This is a genomic window from Dactylosporangium sp. CS-033363 (assembly GCF_050942475.1).
Taxonomy (GTDB): Bacteria; Actinomycetota; Actinomycetes; order Mycobacteriales; family Micromonosporaceae; genus Dactylosporangium.
Window position 1 is genome coordinate 265461 of the sequence record NZ_CP192032.1, and the last position, 13336, is coordinate 278796.

General features: G+C 70.7%; 11 protein-coding genes. 10 read left to right on the forward strand and 1 reads right to left on the reverse strand.

Annotation, left to right across the window (positions count from 1 at the left end):
• Positions 1-190 precede the first annotated feature (190 nt).
• From ACQPZ4_RS01270 to topA, 4 genes are all read left to right on the forward strand, one after another.
• On the forward strand, positions 191-2569 hold the full coding sequence (locus ACQPZ4_RS01270) for a sodium-translocating pyrophosphatase (RefSeq protein WP_433054827.1): 2379 nt from the start codon (positions 191-193) through the stop codon (positions 2567-2569).
• Between the two features lie 91 nt (positions 2570-2660).
• Positions 2661-3188, forward strand: coding sequence for a hypothetical protein (locus tag ACQPZ4_RS01275; RefSeq protein ID WP_433054830.1), 528 nt, complete (start codon positions 2661-2663; stop codon positions 3186-3188).
• On the forward strand, positions 3179-4069 hold the full coding sequence (locus ACQPZ4_RS01280) for a hypothetical protein (protein WP_433054833.1): 891 nt from the start codon (positions 3179-3181) through the stop codon (positions 4067-4069). The genes ACQPZ4_RS01275 and ACQPZ4_RS01280 overlap by 10 nt, the downstream gene beginning before the upstream one ends.
• A gap of 252 nt (positions 4070-4321) precedes the next feature.
• Positions 4322-7087, forward strand: coding sequence for a type I DNA topoisomerase (gene topA / locus ACQPZ4_RS01285; RefSeq protein WP_433054836.1), 2766 nt, complete (start codon positions 4322-4324; stop codon positions 7085-7087).
• Here the strand turns inward: topA and ACQPZ4_RS01290 are convergent.
• Positions 7084-8376, reverse strand: a complete 1293-nt coding sequence (locus ACQPZ4_RS01290) for a D-arabinono-1,4-lactone oxidase (RefSeq protein WP_433054839.1) — start codon at positions 8374-8376, stop codon at positions 7084-7086. The genes topA and ACQPZ4_RS01290 overlap by 4 nt on opposite strands.
• Positions 8377-8617: 241 nt before the next feature.
• Here ACQPZ4_RS01290 and ACQPZ4_RS01295 point away from each other — a divergent pair, with 241 nt between their 5' ends.
• The 6 genes from ACQPZ4_RS01295 (at position 8618) to ACQPZ4_RS01320 (ending at position 13306) form a co-directional block, all read left to right on the forward strand.
• Entirely contained in the window at positions 8618-9163 is a 546-nt protein-coding gene (locus ACQPZ4_RS01295) for a TetR/AcrR family transcriptional regulator (protein ID WP_433066137.1), read from the forward strand.
• Between the two features lie 116 nt (positions 9164-9279).
• Positions 9280-10182 carry a Rossmann-like and DUF2520 domain-containing protein gene (locus ACQPZ4_RS01300; protein WP_433054842.1) on the forward strand — a complete coding sequence of 301 codons (903 nt, stop codon included), beginning with the start codon at positions 9280-9282 and terminating at the stop codon, positions 10180-10182.
• Positions 10179-10982, forward strand: a complete 804-nt coding sequence (gene panC / locus ACQPZ4_RS01305) for a pantoate--beta-alanine ligase (protein ID WP_433054845.1) — start codon at positions 10179-10181, stop codon at positions 10980-10982. The genes ACQPZ4_RS01300 and panC overlap by 4 nt, the downstream gene beginning before the upstream one ends.
• Complete coding sequence (gene panD, locus ACQPZ4_RS01310) at positions 10979-11401, forward strand: aspartate 1-decarboxylase (RefSeq protein WP_433054848.1); 423 nt, start codon at positions 10979-10981, stop codon at positions 11399-11401. Before panC ends, panD begins: the two co-directional genes overlap by 4 nt.
• A 98-nt stretch (positions 11402-11499) precedes the next feature.
• Entirely contained in the window at positions 11500-12405 is a 906-nt protein-coding gene (locus ACQPZ4_RS01315; RefSeq protein ID WP_433054851.1) for a septum formation family protein, read from the forward strand.
• Between the two features lie 40 nt (positions 12406-12445).
• Positions 12446-13306 (forward strand): septum formation family protein, encoded by an 861-nt coding sequence (locus ACQPZ4_RS01320; protein WP_433054854.1) that lies wholly within the window; start codon positions 12446-12448, stop codon positions 13304-13306.
• Positions 13307-13336: the final 30 nt, after the last annotated feature.

Below are 13336 nucleotides of genomic sequence, written 5' to 3' on the forward strand. Positions count from 1 at the left end.
TTGTATAAACGCGCAAGTCGGTGTGACCACGGACACGCCATCCGGCTAGAGTACGGCGATCGTGTATGACGTCCCTGGTCATTGGGTACCTCGGTCGCTCAGCACGACTTCCCGAGCGAAAAAACGGGGAGATTCGCCGCCGGCCTGACCGCTCGCGGCGCTGTCATGTGTCGGTACAGGAGGACAACGAATGTCCGGATCACTCTCCGCTGCTGGAGAGATTTCCCTTTCCGGGAGCAATCTGACCTACATCGTCGTCGCGCTCGTCATCGCCCTTGTGGCGCTCGGCTTCGCCGCGGCGCTGGTCAGGGCGGTGCTCGCGACCGGGCGGGGCACCCCCAAGATGCAGGAGATCGCCGGGGCGGTGCAGGAGGGCGCGAGCGCGTACCTCACGCGCCAGTTCAAGACCCTCGGCATCTTCGTCGTCATCGCGGTCGTGCTGCTGTTTCTGCTCCCGGTCAACGACGCCGGTGACAACGAGACCCTGATCAAGATCGGCCGGTCGGCGTTCTTCGTCGTCGGTGCCGTGTTCTCGGCCTTCATCGGTGGCGCCGGCATGGCGCTGGCCACCCGCGCCAACCTGCGCGTCGCGGCGGCGGCCCGGGAAGACGGCGGCCGGGAGAAGGCGATGCAGATCGCCTTCCGCACCGGTGGTGTCGTCGGCTTCCTCACCGTGGGTCTGGGCCTGTTCGGCGCGGCCCTGGTGGTGCTCATCTTCAAGGACCGCGCCCCGATCGTGCTCGAGGGCTTCGGTTTCGGTGCGGCCCTGCTCGCGATGTTCATGCGGGTCGGTGGCGGCATCTTCACCAAGGCCGCCGACGTCGGCGCCGACCTGGTCGGCAAGGTCGAGAAGGGCATCCCCGAGGACGACCCGCGCAACGCGGCGACCATCGCCGACAACGTGGGCGACAACGTGGGTGACTGTGCCGGTATGGCGGCCGACCTGTTCGAGTCCTACGCCGTCACGCTGGTCGCGGCGCTGATCCTGGGCCGTGCCGCCTTCGGCGAGCAGGGCCTGGTGTTCCCGCTGATCGTCTCCACCATCGGCGTGTTCGTGGCGATCGTCGGCGTGGCGCTCACCCGCCTGCGCAAGTCCGACCGCAACGGGCTCGTCGCGATCAACCGGGCGTTCTACATCTCCGCCGTCGTCTCGGCGATCCTGGTCAGTGCGGCCGCACTGTTCTACCTGCCGGCCAAGTGGACCGGCCTGGACGGCAGCACCGGCGCGCTCGACGCGCTCAAGGCGGCGCAGGGTGACGACGCGCCGCCGTTCGGCCCGCACGTCACGGCCATCGTCGCCGTCGTCATCGGCATCGCGCTGGCCGCGATCATCCAGGCCCTCACCGGGTACTTCACCGAGACCGAGCGCCGCCCGGTCCGGGACATCGGCAAGAGCGCCCTGACCGGTCCCGCCACGGTCGTGCTCGCCGGCGTCAGTGTCGGCTTCGAGTCGGCCGTGTACTCCGCCATCGTCATCGGCGCGGGCGTCTTCGGCGCCTTCCTGCTCGGCGGCGGCTCGATCACCCTGTCGCTGTTCGCGGTCGCCATGGCCGGCACGGGCCTGCTCACCACCGTGGGCGTCATCGTCGCCATGGACACCTTCGGCCCGATCAGCGACAACGCGCAGGGCATCGCCGAGATGTCCGGCGACATCGACGAGGCCGGGGCCCGCACCCTGACCGAGCTCGACGCCGTCGGCAACACCACCAAGGCGATCACCAAGGGCATCGCGATCGCCACGGCCGTGCTGGCCGCGACGGCGCTGTTCGGGTCGTACACGGACACCATGAAGACGGCTCTGGCCGACGCCGGCGAGAAGGCCGACGACGCCGCCACCGCGATCCTGCTCAACGTGGCCAACCCGGGCAACCTGGTCGGCCTGCTGATCGGCGCGGCGGTCGTGTTCCTGTTCTCCGGCCTCGCCATCAACGCCGTGGCCCGCTCCGCGGGTTCGGTGGTGTTCGAGGTCCGGCGGCAGTTCCGCGAGTTCCCCGGCATCATGGACTACTCGCAGCGTCCGGAGTACGGCAAGGTCGTCGACATCTGCACCCGCGACGCCCAGCGTGAGCTCGTGACGCCGGGTCTGCTCGCGGTCATGGCCCCCATCGCGGTCGGCTTCGGCCTCGGCGTGGGCCCGCTGGCGGCGTACCTCGCCGGTGCGATCGGCACCGGCACGCTCATGGCGGTCTTCCTGTCCAACTCCGGCGGCGCGTGGGACAACGCGAAGAAGCTGGTCGAGGACGGGGTGCACGGCGGCAAGGGCTCGCCCGCGCACGAGGCGACCATCATCGGCGACACCGTCGGCGACCCGTTCAAGGACACGGCCGGCCCGGCCATCAACCCGCTCATCAAGGTGATGAACCTGGTCGCCCTGCTGATCGCCCCCGGCGTGGTCACCCTGACCGTCGGCGGCGGCAACCAGGTCGCCCGGTACAGCATCGCGATCGTCGCGGTGCTGGTCATCGCCGGTGCGGTGGTGCTGTCCAAGCGCAAGTCGGTCGCGGTCGACGCGGGCGACGGCAACGGCGCCTCCTCCACCGAGGCGGCCCCGGAGAAGGTCACCGCCTGACCTGCACAAAGTAACCACCACGACGCTCCGGCCGGTTCTCGGCCGGAGCGTCGTGTTTTCTCGAACAGACGATCGGATCTACGCTGCATCTATGCGAGCCGCCCGCCTCCTTGCCGCCGTCGCCCTGCTCCTCGGCGCGGCCGCGTGCGGCGGGCCGGACGGGGTGGAGCCCAAGACGTGGGCCAAGCAGGTCTGCACCGCGCTCACCCCGTGGCGCGCCGAGATCGCCGACCTGACCAGCAAGGCCCAGCAGCAGCTGCAGGCGGCCAAGACGCCGGCCCAGACCAAGACCAACATCGTCGACCTGCTCGCCGGGGCCGAGGCGTCCAGCGAGAAGGCCCGGACCGGGGTCAGCGGCGCCGGGGTGCCCGCGGTCGACGACGGGCCGAAGGTGGCCGAGCAGTTCACCGCCTCGCTGACCAAGGCCCGCGACGCCTACGGCAACGCCAAGCGGACCGTCTCCGGCCTGCCCACCGAGAGCGCCAAGACGTTCTACGGCGAGGTCTCCAAGGCGTTCTCGACGCTCAAGGACGAGTACGAGCGCAGCGCCATCGACCCGTCCCACGTCGGCCCGGCGGACCTGCAGAAGGCCTTCGACGAGGTGCCCGAGTGCCGGTGACGCCCGTGGTCCGCGGCCGGCAGCTGTCGCTGTTCGGGGTCGAGGCGCGCCCGCCGGCGCCGCTCGACCTCGAGGGGCTGCTGGCCGGGGCCGGGCAGGTGGGCCGGATGGGCGGCACCGGCCGGGTCTCGATCGTGGTCGACGACGCCTGGCGCGGCGCCGTGCTGCGGGCCGAGCTGGAGCAGCGGGGCCTGGCGGTGACCTGCGAGCCGACCGGCGAGGCCGACCGGTGGCAGTTGCGCACGTCGTACTCCGCCCTGCTCGCCCCCCTCGCCGCCGCCTGGCTGGACGAGTGGGGCGTGAAGGTCTACCCGCGCTCGCTGGCGCTGGACGGCCGCCGGCTGCGCCTGTGGGTGGCCGCCGCGGGCAGCTACGAGGGCCCGCGCTCCTATCTCCTGCGCCTCGCCCCGCGCCCGATCGAGCCCGCGGAGCCGGAGCCGGAGGCGCTGGAGATCGACGAGATCATCATAGAACCGGACAAACCCCGGCAGATTCTGCCGCCGGCGAGCGACAGCCGCCCGAACGTCAGGAAGCGCAAGAGCGAGAGCAAAATCACAGCCTTCGATCCCGGGCCGGACGAGTACGCCGACGTGGAAGAGGTCTTCGACGCCGGTGAGTGGGTCGACGACCTGCCCAGCGTCGAGCTCGACCCGGTCACGCCCGAGGCGGACCGGCAGCCCGAGGTGATCGACCGCCAGGTCGCCGACAACTGGATCGCGGTGGGTGACGCGCTCGTCGCGGTCGGTCTGCCCGCGGTCCTCGTCGGCGCCGACTCCGGCGACCCCGCGTACCGCATCGTGGGACCCCGGCGCATCAACCGCCTCGCGGAACTCGTCGGCGAGCCCCCGGCCGAGGCGCCGGCCGACGTCTGGCCGGCGTGAGCCCAGGTCACCCCGGGTAGGGGGATCGAGTCCCTCCGTAGATGTGATTTGCCGCGTGCCGCCCCGACAAAACCCCATAAACACGGCACGCGGCGCGACACGTTGGCAAGATCGGGCAGGTCGGGGTTCTGCATAGGTGTACCGTGGCGCCGATCGGCGTGTCGCAAGCCGAGCGCCGGGAGCCCCATCGCGCAACTCGGTGCCTGAGTGAGCGTTACGTTTGACGTCTGTCCGTCCGCACCGGGGAGAACTGTGCCGAACTCCGCCAACACAAAGCGGCTGGTGATCGTGGAGTCGCCGGCGAAGGCCAAGACGATTTCGGGTTACCTTGGCCCGAACTACCTCGTCGAGGCGAGTTTCGGCCATGTCCGTGACCTGCCCGTGGGCAAGAAGGACATGCCCGACGCGCTCAAGAGCAAGCCCTGGGCGTACCTCGGCGTCGACATCGACAACGACTTCACCCCGGTCTACATCATCTCGGCCGACCGCCGGAAGCAGATCTCGCGGCTCAAGGACCTGCTCAAGCAGGCCAGCGAGGTCTACCTCGCCACAGATGAGGACCGCGAGGGCGAGGCCATCGCCTGGCACCTGCTGGAGACGCTCAAGCCCAAGGTGCCGGTCAAGCGGATGGTCTTCCACGAGATCACCCGGCCCGCCATTCAGGCCGCCGTGGCCAACCCGCGCGAGATCAACCGCTCGCTGGTGGACGCCCAGGAGGCCCGGCGCATCCTGGACCGCCTCTACGGCTACGACGTCTCGACCGTGCTGTGGAAGAAGGTCCAGCGGGGCCTGTCCGCCGGCCGCGTGCAGTCGGTGGCGACCCGGATCGTGGTCGAGCGGGAGCGGCAGCGGATGAAGTTCCGCTCGGCCGAGTACTGGGACATCCTCGCCAAGCTGCTGCCCGAGAACGACGAGCGCACGTTCAACGCGACGCTCATCGCGATCGACGGCGACCGCGTGGCCACCGGGCGCGACTTCGACCCGGAGACCGGCAAGGTGCGGCCGAACGCCGGGGTCATCCACCTCGACGAGACCGGCGCCCGCGGGCTGGCCGCCCGGCTGGAGGGCCAGCGCTTCACGGTCACCCGGGTCGAGGAGAAGCCCTACCGCCGCAAGCCGTACCCGCCGTTCATCACCTCCACGCTGCAGCAGGAGTCGGCCCGCAAGCTGCGGATCTCCTCGGCGCAGACCATGCGCATCGCGCAGCGGCTGTACGAGAACGGCTACATCACCTACATGCGTACCGACTCGGTGAACCTGTCCGAGGCGGCGATCGCGGCCGCGCGCCAGCAGATCGCCGACCTCTACGGGGCGGGCGCGGTGCCGGCGCAGCCCAGGCGGTACACCGGAAAGGTCAAGAACGCGCAGGAGGCGCACGAGGCGATCCGTCCCGCCGGCGACGCCTTCCGCACGCCCGGCGACGTGGCCAAGGAGCTCAGCGCCGACGAGCTGAAGCTGTACGAGCTGATCTGGCAGCGCACGATCGCCTCGCAGATGAACGACGCGGTCGGGAACTCCACCTCGGTGCGGATCAACGCCGTCACCCCGGCCCAGGAGTCCGTCGACTTCGGCGCGACCGGCAAGACGATCACGGACCCCGGCTTCCTGCGGGCGTACGTCGAGTCGACCGACGACGAGAGCGCCGAGGCCGACGACGCCGAACGCCGGCTGCCGGTGCTGGTCAAGGGCCAGCCGCTGACCGAGAAGGGGCTCACCCCGACCGGCCACACCACCCAGCCGCCGCCCCGCTACACCGAGGCCTCGCTGGTCAAGGCCATGGAGGAGCTCGGCATCGGCCGGCCGTCGACCTACGCGTCGATCATGGAGACGATCAACAACCGCGGCTACGTGTTCAAGCGCGGCCAGGCGCTGATCCCGTCGTTCCTGGCCTTCGCGGTGATCGGGCTGCTCGAGCAGCACTTCCCGCGGCTGGTCGACTACGACTTCACCGCCTCGATGGAGAACGTGCTCGACGAGATCGCCAACGGCGACGGGAGCGCGGTCAACTTCCTGCACCCGTTCTACTTCGGCGGCGACACCGGCGACGAGGGCTCGGTGCCGCGCCAGGGCGGCCTGCAGCGCATGGTCACCGAGCGGCTGGGCGAGATCGACGCGCGCGGCATCAACTCGATCCCGCTGTTCCGCGACGATGCCGGGCGCGACATCGTGGTGCGGGTCGGCCGGTACGGCCCGTACCTCCAGCGCACCCTGCCCAACCCGCCCGAGGGCGAGGAGGGCGACCGCGCACCGGTGCCGGAGGGCATCGCGCCGGACGAGCTGACGCCGGAGAAGGTGGCCGAGCTGTTCGTCGGCGGCCAGGGCGGCGAGCGCCAGCTGGGCGAGCACCCGGACACCGGCAACCAGATCGTGGTCAAGGCCGGCCGCTACGGGCCCTACGTGGTCAGCGGCGAGAAGACCTCCTCGCTCCTGTCCGACCAGAAGCCCGACGAGCTGACCCTGGAGCAGGCGCTCCAGCTGCTCACGCTCCCGCGGGTGGTCGGCAAGGACGCCGAGGGCAACGAGATCACCGCGTCGCCCGGGCGCTACGGGCCCTACATCAAGCGCGGCACCGACACCCGCTCGCTGGCCGACGAGTCGCAGCTGTTCACGCTGACGGTCGAGGAGGCGCTGCAGCTGCTGGCCGCGCCGAAGACCCGCGGGCAGGCCGCCGCCAAGCCGCCGCTGCGCGAGATGGGCCCGGACCCGGCGACCGAGAAGCCGATGGTCATCAAGGACGGCCGGTTCGGCCCGTACGTCACCGACGGCGAGTTCAACGCCTCGCTGCGCCGCGGCCAGGCGGTCGACACGCTGACCGTCGACGAGGCGAGCGAGATGCTGGCCGAGAAGCGCGCCAAGGGCCCGGCCCCGAAGAAGGCGCGCCCCGCGGCCAAGAAGACGGCCCCGGAGAAGAAGGCCACGGCGGCCAAGAAGACCACGACCGCCGCGAAGAAGGCCGCACCCGCGAAGAAGGCGGCCCCGAAGAAGGCCACCTCGTCGCGCAAGAAGGCCGAGGACTAGGCGCCGAGGACCCGTTCCGTGTAGACGTTCGCGAATACGCGGTTCGGGTCCAGCTTGTCGCGCATGGCCGTGAAGTCGGTGAAGCGCGGGTAGGCGGCGGCGAGGGATTCGGCGGTGCGGAAGTTCATCTTGCCCCAGTGCGGCCGGCCGCCGAGCGGCGTGGTGATGGCCTCGAACTGGCGGAAGTACTCCTCGTAGCGGGCGCCCACGTACTGGTGGATGGCGATGTACGCGTTCGCCCGGCCGTAGCCGTGGGAGAGCCAGATGTCGTCGGCCGCGGTGAAGCGCACCTCGACCGGGAACTGGATTTTGTACGGCAGCCCGTCGACGATTCGCCGCAGCCCGTCGAACGCCTCGCGCACGTTCTCGCGGGGCAGGCCGTACTCCATTTCCACGAACCGGACCCGGCGCGGAGTGCAGAAGACCTCGTGCGAGGCCGCGGTGTACGTGCGGGCCGAAAGGGCGCGCGCGGAAATGCGGCTCACCGCCGGTACCGACGAAGGAATGGCGCGGCCGAGGCGGCAGGCGGCCCCGAAGACCGTGTTGGACAGGAAGTCGTCGTCGAGCCAGCGGCGCCAGCCCGGCAGCGGCTGATCGGCCGTGGGCACGACGGTGTTGCGCTTCATCTGCACGCGGTCGGTGTAGGGGAACCAGTAGAACTCGAAATGGTCGTTGGTCCCGATGTGCTCGTCGAGGCCCGACCAGACGTCGGCCAGCGCGGCCGGGCGCTCGTCGGCCCGCAGCGTGAACGCCGGCACGCAGCGCAGGGTCACCGAGCTGAGCACGCCGAGCGCGCCGATGTTGACCCGGGCGGCCGCGAAGAGCTCGGGGTTCTCGCCGGCCGAGCAGGTCAGCTCGGTGCCGTCGGCCACGACCACCGTCAGGGCTTCGATGAACGTCGACAAACAGCCATAGGCCGCGCCGGTACCGTGTGTGCCCGTGGAAAGCGCGCCCGAAATCGTCTGCGCGTCGATGTCGCCGAGATTCGGCATCGCCAGCCCGTTGGCGGCCAGGACGGCGTTCAGTGCCGAAAGCTTCATGCCCGCCTGGACCGTGACGAGATTTCCGTCCACCCGCACGAGGGACGCCATTCGGTCCAGTTCGACCCGCACGCCCTCGGTCACGGCGGTCGGCGTGAAGCTGTGGCCGCTGCCCACGGCCTTCACCGACAGGCCCTCGGCGGCCGCCGCGCGGACGCATTCGCCCAGCTCAGAGGCGCTGGCCGGGTGGGCCACCCGGGCGGGGGTGGCGGTGTGGGTGCCGGCCCAGTTGGTCCACGGAGAAGTCACGAAACCTGAGTACCCTTCATGTATGCCCCCCGTCAATCACAAGGGTGAAATGCCCTATCCGTCGATCGTGCCCGGTCGTTGACGTGAGTAGGTTTCAAAGAGGGCTACACGGCTATCGGCCAGGCCCGACGAGGTAGTAGAGGGGGACGACCGGGTGGCGACGCAGACAGTGGCCGGCGCCGGTACGAAGCCGTTGCGCCGGGTGCCGGTGCAGGGGCGCAGCGTGGCGCGGGTCGGGCGGATGCTCGACGCCTGCGCGGAACTCGTCGACGAGGTGGGGTACGACGGGCTCACGACCACGCTGCTCGCGGAGCGGGCGGGGGTGGCGATCGGCTCGGTGTACCAGTTCTTCCCGGACAAGCGGGCGATCGTGCAGGCGCTGACGCTGCGCAGCCTCGAGGGTTACCTGGAGCGCCTCGGCGCCCGGCTGGCCGACGAGGGTATCGCGCACTGGTGGGACGCGGTCGACGCGGCCATCGACGAGTACATCGACATGCACCGCACCGTGCCGGGCTTCCGCACGCTGCACTTCGGCGACGTCGTGGACATTCACCTGCTCGACGACGAGCGGGACAACAACGACGTCATCGTCTCGCAGCTGTCCGGCCTGCTCATCGAGCGCTTCGGCATCCTCGACGCGAAGCGCCTGCAGTTCGTGCTGGCGATCGCGGTCGAGGCGGCGGACGCGCTGATCAAGCTCGCCTTCCGCAAGTCCAACGAGGGCGACCCGGTCGTGCTCGAAGAGGCCAAGGCGCTGATCAAGGAGTACCTGCACCACCGCTTGTAGTGCATCACGGCGGGCGAAGCGGGCTGTTGAGAATCCCACAACGACTGTCCGCTTTGCCCGCTGCGACGCATACTTCTGATCGACCGGTACCCCACGTCGAGGACTGGATCGATCACATGCACAACGGTGTCACCAGCAGGAATATCGGCATCATCGGTGCCGGAAGAGTCGGGGCCGTGCTCGGCGCCGCACTCGAGCGGGCCGGGCACACGGTGGTCGCCGCCGTGGCCGTCTCGGCCGCCTCCAAGGCCCGCGCCTACGGGTTTCTGCCCAACGCGCGCCTGCTGCCCGCCGACGAGGTGACCGCCGCCGCCGACCTGGTCCTCCTGGCCGTGCCGGACGACGCGCTCGCCCCGCTCGTGAAGGGCCTGGCCGAGACCAGGGCACTGCGCCCGGGCCAGATCGTCGCCCACACCTCCGGCGCCCACGGCCTGGCCGTCCTCGCCCCGGTGGCCGCGGCCGGCGCCTTCCCGCTGGCCCTGCACCCGGCCATGACGTTCACCGGGACCACCGCCGACCTCGACCGGCTCGCGGCCGGCATCTCCTTCGGCGTCACCGCCCCCGACGAGCTGCGCCCGTTCGCCAAGGCCCTCGTGCGCGACCTCGCCGGCACCGTGGAGTGGATCGAGGAGGAGAAGCGGCCGCTGTACCACGCGGCGCTCGCCCACGGCGCCAACCACCTCGCCACCCTGGTCGCCGAGGCGATGGACCGGCTGCGCGACGCCGGCGTGCACCAGCCCGAGCGCGTGCTGGCCCCGCTGCTGGGCGCCGCCCTCGACAACACGCTGCGGATGGGCGACGCCGCGATCACCGGCCCGGTCTCGCGCGGGGACGCCGGCACGGTCCGCAAGCACCTGAAGGCGCTCGACGCCGTGGCTCCCGGTTCGGTACCGCCCTATCTCGCCCTGGCCCGCCGCACCGCCGACCGCGTGATCGCCGCCGGTCGCCTGCGCCCGCAGGACGCCACCCCGCTGCTCGACGTGTTGGCCGACGCATCCCGGAAAGAACAGAACGCATGAGGATCGTCGACGACCGCGCCGGACTCCGGTCCGCACGCGCGGAGCTGCACGACGTCGCCGTCGTGATGACCATGGGCGCGCTGCACGAGGGGCACGCCACGCTGCTCCGCCAGGCGCGCGCCGAGGCGAAGTCGGTGCTGCTCACCATCTTCGTGAATCCGCTGCAGTTCGGGCCGAACGAGGACTTCGACCGGTACCCGCGAACCATGGAGGCCGACCTCGAGCTGGCCCGGGCCGAGGGGGTCGACCTGGTCTTCGCCCCGACGCGGGAGGTCATGTACCCCAATGGGGAGCCCGCGGTGCGCGTCGAGCCGGGCCCGCTCGGCGAGGTGCTGGAGGGCGCGAGCCGGCCCGGCTTCTTCCACGGGGTACTGACCGTGGTCAACAAGCTGTTCCAGCTCACCCGGCCCGACCGCGCGTACTTCGGCGAGAAGGACTACCAGCAGCTCACCCTGATCCGGGCGATGGCCCGCGACTTCGACCTGCCGATCGACGTGCGCGGGGTGCCGACCGTGCGCGAGGCGGACGGGCTGGCGCTGTCCAGCCGCAACCGGTACCTCGCGCCCGCCGAGCGCCAGGCCGCCCTGGTGCTGAGCCGGGCGCTGCGGGCAACCGCGGACGCGGGCTCCATCGAGGCCGGGCTGGCCGAGTTCGCCGCGGTGCCCGAGGTCAAGCTCGACTACCTGGTGCTCGCCGACCCGATGCTCGGCCCGGCGCCGGAGCACGGCCCGGCCCGCGCCCTGACCGCCGCCTGGGTGGGCGGCACCCGACTGATCGACAACCTGGGAGTGCAGTTGTGATCCGCACGATGCTCAAGTCCAAGATCCATCGCGCCACGGTCACCCAGGCCGACCTGCACTATGTCGGATCCGTGACAGTGGACGAGGACCTGATGGACGCGGCCGACCTGCTGGCCGGCGAGCAGGTCGCGATCGTGGACGTCACGAACGGGGCGCGGCTGGAGACCTACGTGATCGCCGGGCCCCGGGGCTCGGGCGTGATCGGCATCAACGGCGCCGCCGCGCACCTCGTGCACCCCGGTGACCTGGTCATCCTGATCTCGTACGCCCAGCTCGAGGACGCCGTCGCGCGCACGTTCCAGCCGCACATCGTGCACGTCGACGCCGACAACCGGGTGATCGAGCTCGGCAGCGACCCCGCCGGCGCGGTGCCCGGTATGGCCGGTTCTCCCATCCGGGGGGACCTCGTCCGCTCTTAACGCCTCTTACCAGCGTTTATCGCCTTGTTGCCAACCGCCACTATGGTTGGGCAGACTGCCCAGGCATCTGCCGAGCCCGGGGGAGGGGACAGACGAGGATGGCGCGCAAGCTGATCCTGGCGCTGGTGCCGGTGATGGCCCTGGCCGTCCTGGCGGGCTGCGGCACGCCGGCCGGCACCGACAAGGACCTGACCGACGACTGGGCCATGCTCGCCCAGCCGAAGATCCCCTCGCCGCCGGTCGGCGCGTGCTACACCACGTCGGTGGACGTCTTCGTCACCGAGCAGGTGACGCAGTACTCCTTCAAGCCCGCCGACTCCTGCTCCTCCTCGCACGCCAGCGAGACCTTCTACGTCGGCGACCTGACCGGCGCGGCCGCGAGCGGCACCACCCCGCCCAAGGGTGAGGCGCTCAAGGACGCCTGGACCAAGTGCAGTACCGAATCCGAGAAGTTCCTCGGCGGCGACTACCACGACGGCCGCCTGGAGCTGCTGGTCCTGGTCCCGTCGGCGACGCACTGGTCGGCCGGCGCCCGCTACCTGCGCTGCGACCTGGCCGAGGTGGTCAGCGACGGCGACAAGCCGGTCAACCGCTCGGGCAGCCTCAAGGACGCGCTGAGCGGGGACAAGCCGCTGGCCCTGGGCTGCGCCATGGAGGTGTACGACACCGACGGCAAGACCTGGCTGGACTACACCCCGACGACGTGCACCGCGACGCACAACATGGAGTACGTCGGCACGTACACCTCGACGGACCGGCCCTTCCCGTCGACCTCGGACGAGCGCAAGACCGCCATGCGCCCCGGCTGTGAGGCGCTGGGCGCGAAGTACCTCGGCATGACCGCGACCCAGCTGACCAACCACCAGCAGGTGGGCATCGGCTTCTGGATGGTCGACGAGGAGAACTGGAAGCGCGGCAACCGCTCGGCGCGCTGCTACGCGATGCTCTTCGACAAGAAGACCACCACCAAGTCGCTGAAGAACATCGGCTCCGGCGCGATCTGAATCTGGACAGTTACCGGCGGGTAACGCAGACTCCTTCCTCATGAAGCGGGTCGTCCTCATCGCGGTCGTCGTGGCGCTCATCGGGGGCGGGCTCTTCTGGATGTACGAGCGCGGGCAGGGAAGGGACATCCCCAGCTCGCCGCCGGCGGGCGCGCCCAAGGCCGGGACCTGCTACAAGGTCGACGTCAACGGGGCCAAGGCGGCGCTGCCGTGGGCCGGGGAGCCGGTCGACTGCGGGGCCATGCACACCGTCGAGCTGTTCCACGTCGGGCAGGTCGGCAAGGACCTGCTGCACCGGCTGGACGACGCCACGGGCGACGACGTCAAGGTGACCGAGGCGCTGCTGTACGCCCAGGCGCGGCGGGCCTGCCTCGTCGAGGGGCCGCTGTTCCTCGGCGGCGGCTGGCACGAGGCCCGGGTGCAGATCGTGGCCGCCTGGATCAAGCCGGCCACCGACGGCTTCTTCGGCTGCGGGCTGGCCGAGGTGACCGGGCCGGCGGGGGAGCAGTTCGCGCCCCGGACCGGGTCGCTGAAGAACGCGCTCGCCGGGGACTCCTCGCTGGCCATCGCCTGCATCGACAAGCTCAAGTACGTGGCGTGCTCGGCGCCGCACGACGGGGAGTACTCGGGGGTCTACACGATCACCCCGCCCGAGGCGCCGTTCGACGAGGTGGCGGTGCAGTCCGCGACGAGCAAGGGGTGCACCGGCGTGGCGCTGAGCTATCTCGGGCTGCCGGCCGACGGAGGGCGGGCCGACCTCACCTCCGGGGCGGTCGGGCCCAAGAACGCCAACGACTGGCTCGGCAGCGATCAGGCGTTCACCTGCTACGTGATGAGCGCGAAGCCGCTCAAGGCCTCGGTGCGCGGAATCGGGGCCGGCGCGTTGCCGCTGGCCGCGTAACAGGAGGGCGACGAGCATCACCACCCGCCG

Coding starts and splice junctions, on each gene's coding strand:
- ACQPZ4_RS01270 (WP_433054827.1), top strand. CDS start 191: ATGTCCGGATCACTCTCCGCTGCTGGAGAGATTTCCCTTTCCGGGAGC.
- ACQPZ4_RS01320 (WP_433054854.1), top strand. CDS start 12,446: ATGAAGCGGGTCGTCCTCATCGCGGTCGTCGTGGCGCTCATCGGGGGC.
- ACQPZ4_RS01295 (WP_433066137.1), top strand. CDS start 8,618: ATGCTCGACGCCTGCGCGGAACTCGTCGACGAGGTGGGGTACGACGGG.
- ACQPZ4_RS01300 (WP_433054842.1), top strand. CDS start 9,280: ATGCACAACGGTGTCACCAGCAGGAATATCGGCATCATCGGTGCCGGA.
- ACQPZ4_RS01315 (WP_433054851.1), top strand. CDS start 11,500: ATGGCGCGCAAGCTGATCCTGGCGCTGGTGCCGGTGATGGCCCTGGCC.
- ACQPZ4_RS01275 (WP_433054830.1), top strand. CDS start 2,661: ATGCGAGCCGCCCGCCTCCTTGCCGCCGTCGCCCTGCTCCTCGGCGCG.
- panC (WP_433054845.1), top strand. CDS start 10,179: ATGAGGATCGTCGACGACCGCGCCGGACTCCGGTCCGCACGCGCGGAG.